Consider the following 19,132-nt stretch of genomic DNA (forward strand, 5'->3'; position numbering starts at 1 on the left):
ATGGCTCGCGGAATTACTTCAAGAAAGCGCTTACAATTCGGTTCACTTAAACGATTTTCCGGCAAGCGGACGATATAACAAGCCGCAATGGTTTAGCGTTTAAGCGTGATTATTACAATTATTCCGTGAGGACATTATGAAGTTAGTCTGGGCCACTCTATCCACTGCATTGCTTATTACAGCGTGCTCTAACAATGCCGACACCGACACGACGGCTGAACAGGCATCTGAAAAGGGTTGGCAAACCACCTTTTTTGATGACTTTGAAACCTTTAATACCGATAACTGGCAAGACCAAATCTTGTGGGTCAATAACGAAGATCAGTGCTACGTGCGTGATGGCGCGTTTGATACCCGAGAAGTGAGCAATGGCACGTTGAAGTTGCGGGTGGTTGATCTTGGCCAAAAACGTCCTTGCGACAATATGAACAAAGCTGGCGAGCAGCATCCTGATACCCAGTATGTTGCCGGTCGTATTGCCTCAAAAAACAAGCAAGAGTTTGTTCAGGGCAAGTGGACGGCTCGTTTGCGCGTCCCTAACAGTGGCCAGCCCGGCATGTTCCCAGCTTGGTGGTTATTGGGTGCCTACAACAATGAGCCGCCAGTACAAGAGGCTGATGAGACTGTGTGCTGGCCAATGACGGGCTCAGGCGAGTTGGATATTTTTGAACACCACAGCGATGGTGGGCCGAATCACTACGCTGCGCGGATTATTAAAAATGAAGGCCATTGTGGTGGCGGTGATTGGCAGTCACAAATGTTAGTGCAAGAAGCGACCCTTGATAAGTTTCACGAGTATTCGGTGGAGTGGATGAATAATGACGTCATTTTCCGCCTCGATGACGTGGAAGTGTATCGCATTAAAGATGAAGGCCACCTGTTGCCTGAGCCGTTCTTTGCCATCCTTAACTTCGCCAAAATCAATGACTCGCCAATGACCAGCAACTGGACCATGGAAGTTGATTGGGTCAAGCACGAAACTTGGGTCGAATAACCCCAGCTTAACGCGGCAATAAACAACCACTATGCGCCCTTAGGTTTACAGGAAGTAACCGAAAGGGCGCTACGTTAGGCCGATACTAGTTGTTGTTGACTGGCTCGGGTACTTCATCTTCGCGCTGTAAGCGCTCTTCCTCTTCCTCTTGCGTCTCTATCACATCTTCTTCAATGTGAATGACCTCATCAACACTGAACATCATACTCGCTGGCTGCGAGTAGTTAGGTACATCATCGTAGCTAAAGACCGAGTAGTACTTGGGAATGTTTGCGTTGCCAAAAGAGTCGTAGGTATAACCGTCTTTGCCGCCGTATAGTTTCACGCCATCAAATGGAGAGCGGGGCGGATGGAAGCGATTGCGGACCACATAACAGCCTACTAGATCTTGGTGTGATGGTGATGTCCAGCTTAGTTTGACCTTTCCGTTCTCTATTTCAGCTTTGAAATCTGTTGGTGGCGGTAACGGTTGCTTGCGTCGCTCAATGTATTCAATGACGAGTTTAGCTTGCTTATTATCGCCTTGAGCAAACCAGTCGATCAGCGCATTTTTTTCTTGTGATGGTGTGGTCGGGCGCAGCAACAAAAACACATCTCGATTGTCGCTGTGGCATTGCTCCAATTGGTTCCGGCAATAGCTATCAAAAACAAAGTCGTGGCTACTATTTTCTTTGAGCTGGGTATTGCTGACTTCATAGCCGACAAATTCGATTTGATCCCGTGAGCGAACGCTTTGGTAATCTAAATCCTCTAGCTCCGCCAATTCCATGGTAAAGCGAATATCTTTGTTGGTGTTGAGTTTGTTTTGCGCACTGAGTTTGACGTAAGCCGTGGTGATCACCGTTTCGTCCGGCTTTGGTAATCCCGCTAGTGAGAACGCTAAGCTACCGTAAACTTTATCGCCTTGGGCATCAAAACCACTTTGTAGTTGCTCATGTTTAACACCTGCTTGCGCAATGGTGCTTAGTGCAGCCGGAGAAAACTCCATTGTTTTGGGCTGTTTGGTGTAAATAAGTTGCAAGCTTGGACGATAATGGATGCCGCCGCCAAAGCGGCCATAACCTATATCGAACTGCATCATCTGCGAGTCATGGCCTTGTGGCAATGATGTAGGGCCTTCAATCCGCAGAATGACTCGACCCGAGGCAAATTGCTGGCTCAAAATACCTCGCTCGATTTCGGTGAAGTTCCAGCTGCTCCAGATCCCTTGGGTCAGCTTGTCAGACTCAATGGCATTGCCGAGGGTTTGCAATGCTTGCGCGTTGGCAATCTGATCGTAGCTGGTAATATCGGTGATTTCGGCTTCGTCCAGAATCGAAATAGACCATTCACCATAGCGCTCAATTTTAGCGTTGACGCGATCCATTGGGTACAAAGCAAGTGATGCTTTGCGCAATAGTACGTCTATTGGCAGACTTCCAAATTGGAACATGATGACGCCAAAACAACAGCCTTTGTTGCGGTTTACGCCAACAAATAAAGAGTTGTGACCAAAGTGCTCAGCATTGCGTTTTAACGTGCGTTCACCAACGTAACCCACCTGAGCTTTCATTGGAAAAGCGGTGTGGGAAAACTCATCTTTAGCAAGCAAGGTTTTAAGCTGAACCTCTGGCGCCCATGGCGATTTAACCTTGCGGACGCGATCCACTGCGCGAATGTTATAAAAGTAGCGGTGGCCACTTTTGAGTTGAACATCGGTATAGCTTTGGGTACGTGTGATTGCGACTAAATTTTCATCCACACATGGGCTTTTGCCTCGTTCAGCTCGGTAAATTTCGAAATACAAATCGGGGGCTGTTTCGGCATCCCAACTGAGCGTCACTTCATTAGAGCCGATATTTTCAACAGTGAAGTTCTCCACTCGCTTAGGGGCATGCTTGGAGTAATTCGTTGCCGATTTTAACGCATACAAGACTGCTGGAATGTTCTCATCAACACTTTGTGACATGTTGATGAGGTAGTCAGGAATGTTACGAGTACCAACTTCAACCACGGTACCTATGATGCCCTGCGAGTAGTAATATTCGCGGCCGCTGCCATGAATGAGATTTGTCGGGGGTTTGCCACGATGAATACCGTAGCGACGGCCTGTAACTCGTTCAATTTCACGAGCCATATTGGCGCACAGCACGTTTAAGTCCGTGCCTTCAACTTCAGCTTCGTGATTGAATTTGTGAGCCGGGAAAAAAACATTCCCTTGGGAGTGATAGTCCAAAGCAATGGTTATGTTCGGGTGGCGCTCCACAAAGTCTTTAATGGCACGCGTTTCTGGCTCAGAGAATGGCGCAGGGCCACCGTATGTGTTGACGCTAGTATCATTACTTTGTTTAAAGCGAACGCCAAAGTTGCGGTTTAAATCTACGCCAAAAGTACCATCACCATTGTCGCGGCGATTCTTGCGCCAGAATGAAAAGTGATTGCGAGAATATTCAAACCCATCTGGATTCAAGCACGGCACCATGTACAAGGTATTGCGACTTAGTGTGTCTAGTAACTTTGGGTCAACTTTATAGTTATCAATAACATGCTTAATAAAGGCAATTGACAACTCAATACCAATCCACTCGCGAGCATGAATGGTACCTGTGTAGAGCAACGCTGGTTTTTCATCTGCGTAGGCAACATCGAGCGACATTGTCACCATGATAATCGGGCGGCCTTCCCATGTTTCACCAATGGTTTGCAAGCGAATTAGATGTGGGTGCTCGCCCATTGCTTGTTTGAGGAAATCGATGGTTTGCTGATAGGAAATATATTGTTGCTTCATGCGCGGATGATCCGTGTAGAGACTGATGTCTGGCTCAGCTTGAGAGCTGAACTCATCGAATGAGAGGTTAGAAGGTTGATTGTTGCGGTTTTGAAACAACAATCAACCCTTTTCTGAATTTAACTCAGGCTTTGATCTACTTTGTGCCATTGCTCGACAATACTGTCGAGCTTTTTCTGTTTGATGCTTTTAACTTGGGTCAGGCGCATCGGATCTTCGCGCAGAGCTTGGACAACACCGTTTGATGTCAGCGTGCCAATAATCTGCTCGGCAGTTTTGTTACCAATACCGCTGATGCTTAATAGAAAGTCGCGCACCTGTTCTTCCGCCCATTCGGCAGCTTGAACAACGTCTTCTTCGGCTTGAGTTGGAGCAGTATGACTCGCGGTTACTACAATGGCCACATCTTCACTACTTTCAGCTACCGGCTTAGCCTGCTGGTGTGTTGCCGATTTAGGTTTGCGACCGAGTAAATCTTGGAAGTTCCAAGTTTCGCTTGGCCACTCTTCAACCGAGCTATATTGCACACTTAAAATCGGATAGCCGCGAGGGGTCATTTGCTCAAACATTTCGCCGCCATCGGTTTGTGGGTAAACCTCTGCTTGTGAGCTGAAATTCACATGACGTAAGGTGCGCAGTACGTGGGTTGATATCTTGCCCAGCTCTTCCCAGTTGTAGTCAGGAATGTGTGGTTGGCGCAGTTTACCGTCTGAGAAGTGCCAGCATAAGTATTGGCCAATCCAATCACGAATATACGGGAATGCAGCAAAAGCTGTAGCGCATTCAAGGATACGGAACTGGTCGTCATGCCCGAGTGCAATATCACAAGCCCAATATTCGGCATTGGCGGCTTGTGATGCGGCAACAGCAATATCTAAAGCCTCTTGCGGAACATCCTGATAATCCATGCTGCCACCTTGTGATGTGTTGGTTAGCCATTCACCTTCTGGTGGGCGACGCCAAAACGCACAGACAGGCTTATGGCCAATTAGCATGACCCGAATATCGGCTTTCATCGGCACAAAATCTTGCACATAGGCGGGTAGATAACGCTTTTTATTGAGCAACGTTATCGCTTCGTCATATGAATCCACTTTGTGGACGTAGTAGCCACCGTAGTTAGACGGTCCGTAACTACGCTTGATGATTTTTGGAAATTCGCTCTGTTGCAAGTACAAATCAGCTTGCTCGAGATCGTAAAATATTTTGGTGTCTGGCACGGGCAAATCGTATTTGTGGCAGAAGTGCGTCACGTTCTCTTTTGATTTATTTGAAAACTGCGTATCAAGTGATGGAACAAAACGGACACCCGGCAATGCTCGGGCGATTTCACGAAACGTTTCGTAGGCAGTGGCAGGAACATTACCGATTAGCACTTCAATTTTTTTACGTTTCACTTCATCAATGAAACGTTGTTTGTCATTGCCCCATCGGTATGTCACATGCTCAATGCGATCAGGCCAAGATTTGAAATTTGAGCGATCGAAAAAGCGCAGTACGTGTGTCATGTACAGCAGGCCTAACTTAGGTAAGGTTGAGCGTGATTCAGGCATTTGTATTCTCGTTAGTGCTAGTGGTTAATTGGCGATGATTGCGTTGGTCTGGGTGTTGCACGAGGCGCTCAATCAAATCGACAATCAGTTCAATTTTGCGGTTGTTAAAATCAAGCCCGTTGGCTTCTTGTTCTGGCGTGGCAAAGGCGGGAATACCATTGACTTCCAGAACGACATACTCTTCGTGTTCGCGGTCATACAGTAGGTCAACACCGGCGATCTCTAATCCTGTGGCCGCTGCAGCTTTGAGGGCAATATCGATCACCTCATCGTTTGCTTCTCGGTTGATTACCTGGCCACCACTGGTGATATTGGTTTTCCAGTGATCTTTTGGTGCTTGGCGACCATAGCAACCGACAAATTGGCCATCGACAATGTCGATACGAAAATCTGTGTTGTCGTTGTCGATGTAGCGTTCGACAAAAAAGTGCGGCACGTCTAATTGGTGTAAGAAAGGTTGCAGCATGTCTAACGATTCTTCGTTTTCTAAGCGAACAATACCAATGCCACCCCAACCATCGGTTGGTTTGTATACAGCGCGGCCTCCCCATTCACGCATCGCAAGGCGTAGGCTGTCCAGATCATTCCGGTGACAAAGTCGGTAATCTGGTGTTCGTATATTGTGTTGGCGCAGCAGGTGCGTGGTTTTGAATTTATCTTCGGTTAGCGCAAATGAATTGAAGTTGTTAATCACCGGAATTAGGCGATCAACCATATCGTATAGATAGATTTGATACTGTGTTTGTTGACCCGCGTTGTAGGAAAAATAAAGTGATAATTCTTCCATCGAAACGCCGTTACACAGAATTGTGCCGCTAGATGCACTTGCTTCGCGCAAATTTAAGTCGGGCACGACTTGTATATCGCGCTCTAACAATTGTTCTTCAAATTTTTTCTGGATGGCTAAACCACCACCATTTTCATACAACCAAAAACCAACCTTATGCTTTGCCATCGATCCATTGTCCCAATACGAGGTGATGCGGAAATTTGACGTGAGGTTCCCGCGTTAGAAATTACTCCGTTGTCCTACTAGGTTTCGTCGGCGCCTTTTTAACCCAAAAATGTTGCAAAAACTAGCTTCAATTGTGTGAAAATTGCACATTTGTTGCTTAGTAAAGAAAGTGCCATTTTTCAGGCTCAAATTTGGCCAAAATGGTGCAATGTTTAGGTGGATTTTCTAGTCAGTTTTATTTTTTTGTCTTATTTGGTGCGTAACTAGGTTTTTATAATGGATTTTAAAGAGTTATCTTCAATTATTGAGTTAAATTCTCACACTAGAAACAAGTCCGGAGTGGATGAAAACGGTATCATTTTCTCAAGCTGGATGACCGCGCTTGGTTTTAAGGCAGAAATCTTCGAACGAGATGCCATTGGCAACCATATTAAGTTTTTTTCTCAATCTTCAAACGAGCGTGATAATCGCAAGCGAATTTTACTACTTGGCCATTTAGATACGGTATTTCCGATTAACTCATTTACCGACTTTCGCGAAGATGAAGAATGGATTTATGGGCCCGGTGTTTGTGACATGAAAGGTGGTAACTATATCGCTCTGTGCGCGCTACGCAGATTACATGCCGAATTGGGTGAAATACGCAATATCGATATGTTACTGGTGAGCGATGAAGAAACCGGCAGTGATGACAGCAAATACTTAACAGCAGAGCTGGCCAAAGATTACGACGCTTGCTTGGTGTTTGAAGCCGCAGGGCCTAACCATGAAGTGGTGATTGGCCGGAAAGGCGTTGGTACCTTTAAGGTGCAACTGACCGGAAAAGGTGCTCATGCTGGTAATCATTATGCTGATGGTTGTAATGCCAATCTAGCGGCGGCACACCTGCTGGTGGCGTTGCAAGGATTAACCGACTTGGCGCAAGGTACCACGGTTAATGTTGGCAAAATGTCCGGTGGCATTGGCGCTAATACCATTTCGCCAAGTGCTGAGCTACTTGTCGAAATGCGTTATACCCAAACTTCCGAGCGTGATCGGGTTTTAGCTGAATTAGAACGGTTAGTTGCAACACCAGCTATTGCGGGGGTGAAAGCGCGTTTATCAGGCGGTATTCAACGCGATGTAATGCAGCCTAGCTCGGCACAAGCGCAACTATTGGCAACCATTGAATCGGTACTTGGCTATTCCTTACCAACGGAGCAACGAGGGGGCGTCAGTGATGCCAACATTGTTGCGGCAGCAGGCGTACCCACTCTTGATGGCTTTGGCCCATTCGGCGACGGTGATCACACTCCGAAAGAGCGGGCACTTAAAGCAAGTTTTGAGCGCCGCATTGATGAAACGACTCAAATCCTTCGCCATTTTGAGATGGCTCGTCCAGATGTCTCGTCTGGTAGCGTTTCGCCCGTTGCTGCGGCAGGCTAACCGCAGCGTGTGATCGTTTCTTGCGATTAATAACCATGAGCGGCGGCTACTTGTTGCGCATGGTGCCATTAAAGATGCTGAGCAATTTAAGTAACCAGCGTTTGTTTTTTTGCTGCTGACTGCGGTCTTTCGGTTTGGCAATTAACCCTACTTTGGCGGGTATCAGTGAAGTTTGAATATATTCCATGATGTTGGCTCCCTTTCGTATTTGTCAGAGTTGCGAATCAGAGTGATGAACCCGTGTTGTGATTCCATGTTTTGAATCTGCCATCAAGCATAAAACCTCAAGTTAAGTTGAGGTAAAGGGCTTTTTTCTCTAGCATGACTAAAAAATTATGGAGTGGGTTATGGCTGACAAAGAGTTCAGTGTTGGTCAAGTTGCCAAGCGCTGTGGGGTTAACGTCTCAGCACTTCATTTTTATGAACAAAAAGGGTTAATCAGAAGTTTAAGAAACCAAGGGAATCAACGGCGGTTTAAACCCGATGTGCTTAGGCGAGTGTCTATCATCAAAGCGGCTCAGGCGATGGGGATCAGCTTAGAGGAGATTAAAAGCGCGTTTGACGCCTTGCCCAATAGCCGGACGCCCAACAAGAACGACTGGGAAAAGCTCTCTGCCACTTGGCAAGCAAAGCTAACTGAAAAAATTCAATACATGGAGCGGCTGCGCGATCAGATATCGGGCTGTATTGGCTGTGGGTGTTTATCCATGGAAGCTTGTCCGTTATATAACCCCGATGATGAACTTGCCGAACAAGGGCCTGGGCCTGTTTTATTAGACCCGCGTTAACGGCTCAAGTAGTGCTTCAGTGCATTTAATTGTAACCCCTGTACGTGGCTAACAACCGGCGCAAGCTTGTCAAAACCGTCGGGATCAATGCCGCTGACGCGATAAGTCAGGGTTACTTTTGTGTTTAAGCCTTCATTGGCAAGCTGCCAATCGAGAGCTCCATGCATCCCCATTCCTTGCAGCGGCCCTAATCCGCCCGTCATGCGTAATAACTTGCGGGGCTCAACAAAGCTAATTCGCATATGCTCGGCTGATTTGCCACCACTGATTTCGCAAAAGCAACCGCCAGCCTTGGCGTCGATTGAGAACGTACCCTGCCACCAACTATGATCTTTGGGCCACCATTGATCGACATCTTCGATTAATGCATGCCAAACTTTTTCGGCTGGTTGATTAATAACAACTTGGTTTTCAACGATAAAACCATGCGGGGCGATATGAACTACCTGAGCGATAGCAGAGCTGGTCATCATCATCAATGATATACAAAGGACTATTCCGCGCATGTCGTCATCCGTTTTTTGCTTTGGGGGTGAATAATAAAGTTTGATTGATAAAGGCTCGTAGTGCTCAACTTTAGCATGTTGATTTCGCGCCTTTAAATCGATTTCAAGTGATGCTTTGTCAGCTGCGCTTCTGGCCGTCATGGGGCCTTTCAATAACTTGCTGCACAGGCCCTTTTCAACTTGCTCTTTTTCTTGGTTTTGCTTGCATTCTAACCAGTTTCTAGTAAGATCCGTCCGCTTTCCCGCAGGGGGCGCAAGTTTCTTGTGGGGAACACTGGAACCGCAAACCCCTATTTATAGAGATAGAGGACGGTATGGTAACCATTCGTTTACAACGTGGCGGAGCTAAAAAAACTCCGTTTTATCAAATCGTAGTTGCAGACTCTCGTCGTGCGCGTGACGGTCGTTTCATTGAAAAATTGGGTTTCTTCAACCCTGTTGCTCGTGGTAACGCTGAACGCCTGCGCTTAGATCTGGAACGCGTCGATCACTGGGTAGGTCTAGGTGCACAAACCTCTGACCGTGTTGCTCAGTTGGTTAAAGAGCTGAAAAAAGCTCAAGCATAAGGTTAGAGAGTGGTTATGTCCGCTAATAAAGTTGTTGTGGGGAAAATTGGTACGCCCTACGGCATCAAGGGTTGGGTAAAAGTCCACTCCGCGACCGATGCGACTGAAGGCATTTTCGACTACGCCCCTTGGTATATCCAAAAAGGGAGTAACTGGCAGGAAGTGACGATTGAAGCTTGGCGCTGGCACAATAAAGGGCTAGTGGCAAAATTCGATGGCACTGACGACCGCACCGAGGCAGAACGCCTGACTAATGCCACTATTGCAGTGGATGAGTCTGTTTTGCCTGAACTCGAAGGTGAGTTCTACTGGCGTGACCTCATTGGTTGCGAAGTGGTGACGGACAAAGGTTACAACCTAGGCAAAGTTGAAGGATTGATGGAAACCGGCTCAGCTGATGTGCTGCGGGTGAAAGCCAATCCAAATGATGGCTTCGGTCAAACAGAACGATTAATCCCGTATATCGACGGTCAATTTGTTCTCGACATTAATATTGCCGAGAAGAAAATTACCGTGGATTGGGACCCTGGCTTTTAGTCAGGTATGTGATCATGTGGTTTGGTGTTGTTAGCTTGTTTCCGGAAATGTTCCGGAGCATTACTGATTATGGTGTGACTGGCCGAGCAGTCCGCAATGGGCTCATTGAGTTTCATTGCTGGAACCCGCGCGACTTCACCCATGATAAGCATCAAACCGTGGACGACCGGCCTTACGGCGGTGGTCCGGGCATGTTAATGATGGTGCAACCTCTTCGTGATGCCATTCAAGCTGCGCGAGCAGCGGCAGGCGAGGGAGCCAAGGTGGTGTATTTATCACCGCAAGGGCGTAAGTTGGATCAGCAAGGCGTTTGTGAGCTTGCTCAAAACGACAAACTGATCTTAGTTGCTGGCCGCTATGAAGGCATTGATGAACGCTTAATTGAAGCGGAAGTTGATGAAGAATGGTCGGTTGGTGATTACGTCTTAAGTGGTGGTGAGTTGCCAGCAATGACATTGATTGATTCAGTTGCTCGGTTTGTTCCGGGTGTGCTGGGTAAACAAGCGTCAGCTGAGCAAGATTCATTTACCGAAGGCTTGTTAGATTGCCCACATTACACACGACCTGAATTATTAGACGGGAAAAACGTGCCCTCAGTGTTACTGAGTGGCAATCATGAACATATTCGTCGGTGGCGACTTCAGCAGTCCATTATTCGGACTTATGAACGGCGGCCCGACTTAATTGAAGGTCTAGCTCTGACTGACGAGCAAGCCAAATTGCTTGCGGCTTATCTCGATGAGAAAGCTTAGTTTCAGTTACCTAGGGTGGAAATCTTATGAGCAATATCATTAAGCAGCTCGAAGAAGAGCAAATGAAAACTGATGTGCCGGCGTTCTCGCCAGGTGACACAGTTGTCGTACAAGTTAAAGTAAAAGAAGGCAACCGTGAGCGTCTACAGGCGTTCGAAGGTGTGGTTATCGCTAAGCGTAACCGTGGTCTTCACTCAGCCTTTACCGTTCGCAAGATCTCTAATGGCGAAGGTGTTGAGCGTACTTTCCAGACTCACAGCCCAATGATTGATAGCATTGACGTGAAACGTCGCGGTGATGTTCGTCGTGCTAAGCTGTTTTACCTGCGTGATCGTTCAGGTAAGTCTGCACGTATTAAAGAAAAGCTCAACTAAACCCATTTTTAATTCGGTTTCCGGTTCCAGTGCCAAGCATGAAAAAGCCCGCAATAGCGGGCTTTTTTATACCTGAAATTTAGCGTCCTACCACTTATTCGGCATTGGGAGTAATTGGCGGCAACGGCAATTGCTGTTGGTCGAGCAGTTGTTGCAATTCACCACAGCTAACAGGTTTGCCCATTAGATAACCCTGTGCCAATTGGCAGCCATTTGTTATCAACCATTGGGCTTGTTCATCCAGCTCCACGCCTTCAGCGATAACCTCTAGCTGCAGTTGCTTACCTAATTCAATAATGATGCGCGCAATCACTTGATCCATTTCTGAATGGTGCACGTCGGTAACAAAGCTGCGGTCGATTTTTAATTTATCGATGGGAAAGCGGTGCAGGTAACTCAATGACGAATAGCCCTGACCAAAGTCATCGATGGCCAGTGATACCCCAATTTTCTTGAGATCATGGAGCGTTGCTAAGCCGCCCTGAGCATCTTTCATTAACACGCCTTCAGTGATTTCAAGCTCGATGAATTTGGGCGGTAGTTGAGTGATGTTAAGTAGCTGTTTGAGTTCAGAAATAAAGTCGGGATGTTCAAACTGCCGTGGTGAAATATTAATGGCAACTTTGACCGGCTGATTATGGTGATACCAAAACGCCGCCTGATGAATGGCGGTTCTAATTACCCAACGACCCATTTCAATGATTAGGCCTGTTTGTTCGGCAACTGGAATAAACTCAGCCGGCGAGGCAACGTTTTTGCCGTTTATTTGCCAGCGCAGCAGTGCTTCAACCCCCATTAGGCGGCCACTTTTCATTTCAAATTGGGGTTGATAATGAAGCGCGAGTTGATTTTCGCGCATCGCTTGCCCTAGCAGCTGCTGCAGTTTCCAGCGTCGCTTACGCTTATCTCGCAACGCTGACGAGAAAAACTGGAGCGAGTCTTGGCCTTCGTAGCCTGCTTCGGCTAAAGCGGCATATAGCTGATCAAGTGCCTTTTCTGGCGCAGTGTTTGGTGAAATGAGTGTGGCACCACGATTCCAACGCGGGTGATATTCACCAATGCTGGTTGAAATGGGTTTGATAAGCGCAGCCCGAATACGTTTGATCACTTCGGCAACTTTGTTCTGATCGGCCACGCAGCCTTTGATCAAGTAGATCCCTTTGCCGCTGCGGTACACCTGAAAATAATTAAGTTCAAGCTGCGCTAGGACATTCAACAAATGGTGAGAGAAGGACTGGTGGATCTGCTCGATAATGTTGTAACCCTGACCTGCAACGTAATGTTCAATGTTATTGAGCTCCAGTGCGAGCAGCAGCATGTTGCCATGGCGTTTTTGGTGAAGATCTAACAACATCTTCGACTGATTAGGCAAACCGGTGACGCGATCATGAAAAGCTTTATGGCGATAGAACTGGCTGGCTCGAAAATACCGATAAAGCACTGCGAAAGCTAAGATCACTAGCAGCAAGGTGGCGCCGTCAAGGTACAACGATCGTTGTTTGGCATCGTCGATGAAACGCTGGTTTTGAGTGCTTTGCGCCTGAATGAGGGCAAATAGTTCAGTGTTTGATTGGTCAAGCGCTAGGTGTACGTCGCGCAATGTTGCATTGAGTTTGTTGACGAGTGCTAGCGCTTGATTACTGCTCGGTTCGGCCACTAGTTGTAGCTGGTAGTCGAGCGCCAGCACTTGTTGCCAAAGTTGCGAAACGTGTTGCTCATCGAGTTGCGCCAGTTGCTCATTGGCGGTGGCGCGAGCCTGCTCAAGTTCAGTGTCGGCTTTCAATGATTTGAATTGGGGCCAATTTTCTACCAGCAGTTGGTATTTGCTGAGATGAAATTTACTGGCGCTGAGTGCCTCCAATTTAGCCTGATGGGTGATCACCGCGTGCTGACTACTTTGCGACAGTTGGTGCTGCAGTTGGTAGCTTTCAAATAGCATCATCAGCAAAGCGCCAACCAATAATAGCGCGAGCGTTCGGCTATAACGTTTGGGGTTTTCGCTGAACGATACAAAGGCTCGATAAGCCCTTGCTTTGATCGTCACTTTATAGTGCTTAAAGCGTGCTAGCACACTGGAATTCAACATCTCTACCCGCTTATCTATTCGCTTAATTTGGGTGTAACGTAAAATTTACTGCTGTTTCGTTTGGTGTACACCTTGATTTTTTATTTCATCTATAACACACTTGCGCCCCACTGTTTATGGTTATTTGGCAAAACTGGCCCGTTTTGCGTTGAGGTGTAAATTTTGAAGGACACAATTAACGACATTCATATTCAATCTGAGCACGTGATGATTACGCCGGCTCAATTGAAGGCTCAATTCCCTGTTTCTGAAACTGTATTGGACGCGGTTAAAGCGTCTCGCAATACCATCGCCGATATTATTCATCATCGCGATCCTCGGCTGCTGGTTATTTGCGGCCCTTGTTCTATTCATGATGAAACGGCGGCATTGGAATATGCGAAGCGATTGCGGGATCTACAGGTAGCATATCAAGATTCCTTATACATAGTGATGCGTGTGTACTTTGAGAAGCCTCGCACAACTGTTGGCTGGAAAGGCTATATCAATGACCCTCATATGGACGGTACGTTTGCCGTTGAAACGGGTTTAAAACGCGCTCGTAAATTGTTAATTCAAATTGCTGAAATGGGCTTGCCGATGGCAACCGAAGCGCTTGATCCGATCAGCCCTCAGTATTTATCTGAATTATTTGCTTGGTCTGCCATTGGTGCTCGTACCACCGAATCACAAACTCACCGCGAGATGGCGAGTGGTTTGTCGATGCCAGTTGGTTTCAAAAATGGTACTGACGGTAGCCTAACCACTGCAATTAATGCGCTTCAGTCGGCGTCAAGCGGCCATAGCTTCTTGGGTATCAATACCATGGGGCAGGTTGCCGTGATTAACACGGAAGGTAACCCAGATGGACATGTTATTTTGCGTGGTGGCTCGAAAGGACCGAACTTTAATGCTGAAGCCGTTGCTGAGTGTGAAGCTGGATTAGAGAAAGTAGGCTTAACGCCAAGCTTGATGATCGACTGTAGCCACGGTAATTCCAATAAGGATTACAGCCGTCAGCCAATCGTTTCTAAAGATGTGCTCACTCAAATCACCAATGGCAATCGTTCGATTATCGGCATTATGCTGGAGAGTCATTTGAGCGAAGGCAATCAGTCGAGCGAGCAAAAACCAGAAGACATGGTGTACGGTGTATCGATCACGGATGCCTGCATTAACTGGCAGACAACAGCAGACTTGTTAGAGCATGCCCACAAGGTAATGGCTGACGCCTTGCCCGATCGTAGGTAATATCCGCAAGTTAGCTGTAAACAAGGATTCGCTGTATGAACATTTCACCTGCAAACCTAGATCAACTCCGTGATCAGATTGATGAAACGGACCAAGCTTTATTGTCGCTGCTTAAACAGCGACTAGCGCTGGTTCATGCGGTTGGTGAATATAAAAGCCAACACGGTTTGCCGGTGTATGTGCCTGAGCGTGAGGCAGCGATGCTCGCTAAGCGTCGGGCGGAAGCGGAAAAAATGGGGGTGCCAGCAGATTTGATTGAAGATGTGCTGCGCCGCGCCATGCGTGAATCCTACGCCAGTGAAAATGATGCAGGTTTCAAACAGGTGAACCCAACGGCTGGTGATGTGGTTGTAGTCGGCGGCAACGGCAAACTAGGCCGCTTGTTCGTCAACATGTTCCGCTTATCGGGTTACAGTGTGAAAATACTGGGAAGCCAAGACTGGGATCAAGCTGAAGCGATTGTGGCGAATGCATCCTTGGTGGTGATTTCGGTTCCCATTGATAAAACCGTCGTAACCATTGAGCGTTTACCCAAGCTGCCTGCTGATTGCGTGTTGACTGATTTAACCTCGGTTAAGCAAGCACCGATGAAAGCCATGATGGCGGCCCACGATGGCCCAGTTGTTGGCCTACACCCGATGTTTGGTCCCGACATTGCAAGTTTTGCCAAGCAAGTCATTATTCATTGCGATGGCCGCGGTGCCGAGCAATACCAGTGGGTGTTGGATCAAATGCGCTTGTGGGGGCCTCGTCTGCATGAATCAGATGGCCAAGAGCATGATGAAACCATGTCCATGGTTCAAGCGCTTCGTCACTTCACGAGCTTTGCCTACGGCATGCACCTGCAGAATGAAGATGCCGATCTGGCTCGCTTGTTGGCATTTAGCTCTCCTATTTATCGCTTGGAATTGGCCATGGTCGGGCGGTTGTTCGCGCAAGACGGTGAACTGTATGCGTCCATTATTACCGCGGCGCCAGAAAACATTAAAATGTTTAAACGTTACCTGCAGAACTTTACGTCAGCATTGACCTTGCTGGAGCAAGGAGACAAGCAAGCTTTCGTTAAGAAATTTAACGAAGTGGCTCATTGGTTCGGAGGTTTTGCTACGCAATTCCAATCCGAAAGCCGCGACTTACTGCTTGCTGCTCACGACCGCGTCACCCATGACTGAACAGCATCAAGCGTCGCCAACATGGACTGTGCGGATCCGTTATTGTACCGGCTGTCGTTGGATGATGCGTGCAGCCTGGACGGCACAAGAGTTACTAACGACGTTTGAAAATGAACTTGAGGAAGTGGCACTTGGACCTGGCCGCAAAGGGCAATTTGATGTTTGGCTGAATGATGCGCTGGTGTGGTCTCGTAAGCGCGAAGGTGGTTTCCCTGAGCTCAAAGTGTTGAAGCAACGCCTTCGTGATGTGATGAATCCTGAGCGCGACTTAGGCCATTCCGACACACCTTAATTGTTCGCTGGCACAGAACGTTTACCGGTAATAACAAGGCCTATTCCACCCAAAATTAATGCTGCGGCAATGAGCAGTTGCACCGTAATTGATTCATCCAATAACACCACACCAAAGACCGCAACAATCAGCGGAACCAGCAATTGAAGGCTACCGCTCAGGGTGGTTGATAACTGTGGCTGCACGGCATACCACAGCGCATAGCCAACGCCTGATGCTAAAGCCCCCGAAGCGATCGCCAACACCACACCTTGCCACGAACTATGTAACGGCATGGCAATTAGCACTAATAGTAAAGCGAACGGTATGGCTTTGATGAAGTTAGCGGCGGTGTCTTGCGTCGGCGATAAGCTCCGTTGCCCCATCAGCGTGTATATTGCCCAGCTCACGCCAGCAATAATCATCATGGCGGCAGACACAAGCCCTGGCGTCGTCGCGTGTGGCAGCAATAAGTAAACTAAGCCGGCGAGTGCCAACGCCGATCCGATCCATTCTGTTGTCGCGAGTTTTCGCTGTTTAACCCAAGCAACGAGCAGCATGACTAACTGTACGGCCGCAAATAGCAACAACGCCCCCATTGCGGCACCCAATATCAAATACGCATATGAAAATAGTGCGGCGTAGCTAAATAAAGCCATGGCCGCAACCCAGCTTCCGCTGCGCCAAAGACTTTTATCATGCTTGTTACGGTGACGGTTGGGCCACCAACACAGGATGGCTAACAAAATGGCTCCGCTGATCAAACGAATTCCGGTAAAGCTGGCTGGATCGATGACCTGATCGGCCAAGGCAAGCCGGGTTAGTAGCGAATTTGCTGCGAAAGCGAGCAAGGCCAATACCGTCAATAGGATTGTTTTGGGTTGCAGAGGCATGATCATTAATACAACGGAACGTTACGGGCTACCATGCCTTGCTGGTCGGCGTGATGCAACTCAGGCGAGGATCACGTAAGCTGCCAGTCATTAAATGATCCAATACATCGCGAACTGGAACGCCTAAGCCATGAATCGAAACTTTCGCTGGAATCTGATTTCATTAACGTTTCTCTGTTCACTACTTTGCTTTCCTCTGCAAGCTGAGTTGCAGCCTTATACCATTTACTTGGTGCGCCATGCTGAGAAGGTCGATAATCCACAAAGCGGCAAGGATCCTGACTTAACTGACTGCGGTCAGCAACGAGCTAGTTACTTTGCGACTTGGTTGCAAAAGACCGCAACTAAATACCTCACAATCTACAGCACCGATTATCGTCGAACACGTCATACAGCTGCGGCTAGTGCTGGATTATTTAATACCGCTATCGAGTCTTATAATCCGCGAGATTTGGCTGGGTTCGCACAGCAATTGAAACGCCAAGGAGAGGATGCGTTAGTGGTCGGGCACAGTAATACCACGCCTGAATTGGCAGCACTGTTAGCTAGCCAGCCCGTGCCAGCAATCGAACATCATGAGTTTGATCGGATCTTGGTTGTTCAGATCAGCGATGATGGCGCCGAGTTAACATCGCTGCGAATGGACTTCGTCTGTCAGCCGATTTAAACCTACTTAAGCCTGTTTGGGCCAAGTTATAAATTTTGTCGTTGCTTTCGATAAGCCTGACTATACTGTTGATGTAATTTAAAAAAACAACAACAAGGAGTGACCATGCGTCGTCTTATTATGTCCGGCCTCGCCAGTTTGGTACTGGTTTTCAGTAGCTTTGTTGCGCAAGCCGATCCTGCTGAAGAGCGCACTGAAATTAATGAAGAAAGCCAAAGTATCCTGCAAAAAATTTACAAAGAAGACCCTGCTGCCAAAACGCTGGTGAACTCCAGTGTTGGCTATGCAACGTTTTCTAATGTGCAGGTTAATTTAATCTTTGTAGCAGCCGGCGGTGGCTCTGGTGTGGTGGTGGACCGCAGCAGTGGCAAACGCACTTATATGTCGATGGGTGAAGGTGGCATCGGCTTGGGTTTAGGTGCGAAAGATTTCCGAGTGCTATTTGTGTTTCACACCAAAGAAGCGATGGAAAAATTTGTTGATGATGGTTGGGGATTTGGTGCAGAAGCCGACGCCGCGGCTAAATCGGGCAAAAAAGGCGGTGAAGCCGGTGCCGGTACTACGATCGGTGATATCACTGTTTACCAGCTAACCGAAAATGGTCTTGCTCTACAGGCTACGGTAAAAGGCACCAAGTACTGGAAAGATGACGATCTGAATTAACAAGGCAGTTGCCTCTTGCCTCTGCTGGCATCAAAAAGCCAAAGTAAATTGCTACTTTGGCTTTTTTGTGGCCGCTATTGTTAATAATAAGCTGGATTTTTATGAGCCAATTTTTAGCTGTTATTAAGCTTAATTTTCATCGTGTTATGGTTTGTTTGTCGATATGTACTAACCTCCATACAGCTGGCTGTACGACGCAGCCTCTTCTCGTTAAAACAACAATCTTTTGAACAAGGAACTTCATATGCAGCAATTACAAAAATTTAGCTCGATTTTAGTGACGGGCTTGATGTTGGTGTGCGCTTTGATGGCAATGCCAGCAAAGGCTGAGCAAGCGTCATTACTCGATACGGTAACGAGCCAGCTGGGCATTTCAAGCGAGCAAGCTAGCGGCGCGTTAGGCAGCTTATTTAGCATGGCGCAAAGCAGCATGTCGGGTGGTGACTTTAGTGATTTGTCGAGCATTGTGCCGGATATGTCTGATTTGCTAAAAGCAGCTCCAGAAGTTGAGTCTTCGGAAGTTGGTGGCTTACTGGGTGGTCTTGGTGGCGACTTAGGTAAAACCGCGGGGAATCTGGATATGCTCAACTCATCATTGTCTGCATTAGGGCTCGATCCAGAATTGGCTGGCCCGTTAGTGAATACGGTGTATGAGTATGTGCAGACCGAAGGTGGTCAAGCCATGCTTACGTCGTTGAAAAACTCGCTTGGTTTGCCGTTCTAAGCGGCTCCAATCAGCCAAAAAAGCCAGCGGTTGTCGTTGGCTTTTTGGTCGCTTTTTAATGTCCCGTCCTGAAATAGGTTTACACATTGGAGACCTATGATGGAAAAGCGAATTCCTTCAATAAGAAAGCGGACTCAGCGCGATTATTCACTAGCCTTTAAATTGTCTGTTGTTGAGCAAGTTGAAAAAGGCGATATGACCTATAAACA

General features: G+C 47.5%; 20 protein-coding genes. 13 read left to right on the top strand and 7 right to left on the bottom strand.

Annotated features, from left to right (window positions below):
* Nucleotides 1-136: 136 nt before the first annotated feature.
* On the top strand, nt 137-994 hold the full coding sequence (locus K0504_RS17370; RefSeq protein ID WP_220105431.1) for a glycoside hydrolase family 16 protein: 858 nt from the start codon (nt 137-139) through the stop codon (nt 992-994).
* Between the two features lie 85 nt (nt 995-1,079).
* Here K0504_RS17370 and K0504_RS17375 read toward each other — a convergent pair whose 3' ends face one another.
* The 3 genes from K0504_RS17375 to K0504_RS17385 all read right to left on the bottom strand — a co-directional run bounded on the left by K0504_RS17375 (nt 1,080) and on the right by K0504_RS17385 (nt 6,269).
* Complete coding sequence (locus K0504_RS17375) at nt 1,080-3,761, bottom strand: M14 family zinc carboxypeptidase (RefSeq protein ID WP_220105432.1); 2,682 nt, start codon at nt 3,759-3,761, stop codon at nt 1,080-1,082.
* Nucleotides 3,762-3,880: 119 nt separating this feature from the next.
* Nucleotides 3,881-5,314 carry a helix-hairpin-helix domain-containing protein gene (locus K0504_RS17380; RefSeq protein ID WP_220105433.1) on the bottom strand — a complete coding sequence of 478 codons (1,434 nt, stop codon included), beginning with the start codon at nt 5,312-5,314 and terminating at the stop codon, nt 3,881-3,883.
* Nucleotides 5,307-6,269, bottom strand: a complete 963-nt coding sequence (locus K0504_RS17385; protein WP_220105434.1) for an ATP-grasp domain-containing protein — start codon at nt 6,267-6,269, stop codon at nt 5,307-5,309. The genes K0504_RS17380 and K0504_RS17385 overlap by 8 nt, the downstream gene beginning before the upstream one ends.
* A gap of 276 nt (nt 6,270-6,545) precedes the next feature.
* Here K0504_RS17385 and K0504_RS17390 point away from each other — a divergent pair, with 276 nt between their 5' ends.
* The gene (locus K0504_RS17390) at nt 6,546-7,694 is read left to right on the top strand and encodes a M20 family metallopeptidase (protein WP_220105435.1); all 1,149 of its coding nucleotides are present in this window, start codon (nt 6,546-6,548) and stop codon (nt 7,692-7,694) included.
* Between the two features lie 46 nt (nt 7,695-7,740).
* On the opposite strand, the gene K0504_RS17395 is transcribed toward K0504_RS17390, so the two are convergent.
* Nucleotides 7,741-7,881 carry a hypothetical protein gene (locus K0504_RS17395; protein ID WP_220105436.1) on the bottom strand — a complete coding sequence of 47 codons (141 nt, stop codon included), beginning with the start codon at nt 7,879-7,881 and terminating at the stop codon, nt 7,741-7,743.
* Between the two features lie 160 nt (nt 7,882-8,041).
* Between K0504_RS17395 and soxR the strand changes: the two genes are divergently transcribed.
* Nucleotides 8,042-8,482 carry a redox-sensitive transcriptional activator SoxR gene (gene soxR, locus K0504_RS17400; protein WP_220105437.1) on the top strand — a complete coding sequence of 147 codons (441 nt, stop codon included), beginning with the start codon at nt 8,042-8,044 and terminating at the stop codon, nt 8,480-8,482.
* Here soxR and K0504_RS17405 read toward each other — a convergent pair.
* The gene (locus K0504_RS17405) at nt 8,479-9,129 is read right to left on the bottom strand and encodes an SRPBCC family protein (protein WP_225918207.1); all 651 of its coding nucleotides are present in this window, start codon (nt 9,127-9,129) and stop codon (nt 8,479-8,481) included. The genes soxR and K0504_RS17405 overlap by 4 nt on opposite strands.
* 173 nt (nt 9,130-9,302) lie before the next feature.
* Between K0504_RS17405 and rpsP the strand changes: the two genes are divergently transcribed.
* Genes rpsP through rplS form a run of 4 tightly spaced genes read left to right on the top strand, consistent with a single transcriptional unit; the run spans nt 9,303 to nt 11,217 of the window.
* Nucleotides 9,303-9,554 carry a 30S ribosomal protein S16 gene (rpsP, locus tag K0504_RS17410; protein WP_220105438.1) on the top strand — a complete coding sequence of 84 codons (252 nt, stop codon included), beginning with the start codon at nt 9,303-9,305 and terminating at the stop codon, nt 9,552-9,554.
* 15 nt (nt 9,555-9,569) lie between these two features.
* Entirely contained in the window at nt 9,570-10,091 is a 522-nt protein-coding gene (gene rimM, locus K0504_RS17415; RefSeq protein WP_220105439.1) for a ribosome maturation factor RimM, read from the top strand.
* A 14-nt stretch (nt 10,092-10,105) separates the two neighbouring features.
* The gene (trmD, locus tag K0504_RS17420; RefSeq protein ID WP_220105440.1) at nt 10,106-10,843 is read left to right on the top strand and encodes a tRNA (guanosine(37)-N1)-methyltransferase TrmD; all 738 of its coding nucleotides are present in this window, start codon (nt 10,106-10,108) and stop codon (nt 10,841-10,843) included.
* Between the two features lie 26 nt (nt 10,844-10,869).
* A complete protein-coding gene (rplS, locus tag K0504_RS17425) occupies nt 10,870-11,217 on the top strand; it encodes a 50S ribosomal protein L19 (RefSeq protein WP_220105441.1) in 348 nt (115 codons plus the stop codon).
* A 94-nt stretch (nt 11,218-11,311) separates the two neighbouring features.
* On the opposite strand, the gene K0504_RS17430 is transcribed toward rplS, so the two are convergent.
* Nucleotides 11,312-13,303, bottom strand: a complete 1,992-nt coding sequence (locus K0504_RS17430; RefSeq protein ID WP_220105442.1) for a putative bifunctional diguanylate cyclase/phosphodiesterase — start codon at nt 13,301-13,303, stop codon at nt 11,312-11,314.
* A 159-nt stretch (nt 13,304-13,462) separates the two neighbouring features.
* On the opposite strand from K0504_RS17430, the gene K0504_RS17435 reads away from it, so the two are divergent.
* Genes K0504_RS17435 through K0504_RS17445 form a run of 3 tightly spaced genes read left to right on the top strand, consistent with a single transcriptional unit; the run spans nt 13,463 to nt 15,997 of the window.
* Nucleotides 13,463-14,533, top strand: a complete 1,071-nt coding sequence (locus K0504_RS17435) for a 3-deoxy-7-phosphoheptulonate synthase (protein ID WP_220105451.1) — start codon at nt 13,463-13,465, stop codon at nt 14,531-14,533.
* 35 nt (nt 14,534-14,568) lie between these two features.
* On the top strand, nt 14,569-15,705 hold the full coding sequence (gene tyrA / locus K0504_RS17440) for a bifunctional chorismate mutase/prephenate dehydrogenase (protein WP_220105443.1): 1,137 nt from the start codon (nt 14,569-14,571) through the stop codon (nt 15,703-15,705).
* Nucleotides 15,698-15,997: a SelT/SelW/SelH family protein gene (locus K0504_RS17445; protein WP_220105444.1), complete on the top strand. Its 300-nt coding sequence runs from the start codon at nt 15,698-15,700 to the stop codon at nt 15,995-15,997. Before tyrA ends, K0504_RS17445 begins: the two co-directional genes overlap by 8 nt.
* Here the strand turns inward: K0504_RS17445 and K0504_RS17450 are convergent.
* Nucleotides 15,994-16,869, bottom strand: a complete 876-nt coding sequence (locus K0504_RS17450) for a DMT family transporter (RefSeq protein ID WP_220105445.1) — start codon at nt 16,867-16,869, stop codon at nt 15,994-15,996. The two genes, K0504_RS17445 and K0504_RS17450, sit on opposite strands and share 4 nt — an antisense overlap.
* 130 nt (nt 16,870-16,999) lie before the next feature.
* Between K0504_RS17450 and K0504_RS17455 the strand changes: the two genes are divergently transcribed.
* The 3 genes from K0504_RS17455 to K0504_RS17465 all read left to right on the top strand — a co-directional run bounded on the left by K0504_RS17455 (nt 17,000) and on the right by K0504_RS17465 (nt 18,923).
* Nucleotides 17,000-17,536 carry a SixA phosphatase family protein gene (locus K0504_RS17455; RefSeq protein WP_220105446.1) on the top strand — a complete coding sequence of 179 codons (537 nt, stop codon included), beginning with the start codon at nt 17,000-17,002 and terminating at the stop codon, nt 17,534-17,536.
* A 105-nt stretch (nt 17,537-17,641) separates the two neighbouring features.
* Nucleotides 17,642-18,199 carry a lipid-binding SYLF domain-containing protein gene (locus K0504_RS17460; RefSeq protein ID WP_220105447.1) on the top strand — a complete coding sequence of 186 codons (558 nt, stop codon included), beginning with the start codon at nt 17,642-17,644 and terminating at the stop codon, nt 18,197-18,199.
* Between the two features lie 244 nt (nt 18,200-18,443).
* The gene (locus K0504_RS17465) at nt 18,444-18,923 is read left to right on the top strand and encodes a DUF2780 domain-containing protein (RefSeq protein WP_220105448.1); all 480 of its coding nucleotides are present in this window, start codon (nt 18,444-18,446) and stop codon (nt 18,921-18,923) included.
* Nucleotides 18,924-19,132: the final 209 nt, after the last annotated feature.

The organism is Neiella holothuriorum (assembly GCF_019457915.1).
GTDB classification, from domain to species: domain Bacteria; phylum Pseudomonadota; class Gammaproteobacteria; order Enterobacterales; family Neiellaceae; genus Neiella; species Neiella holothuriorum.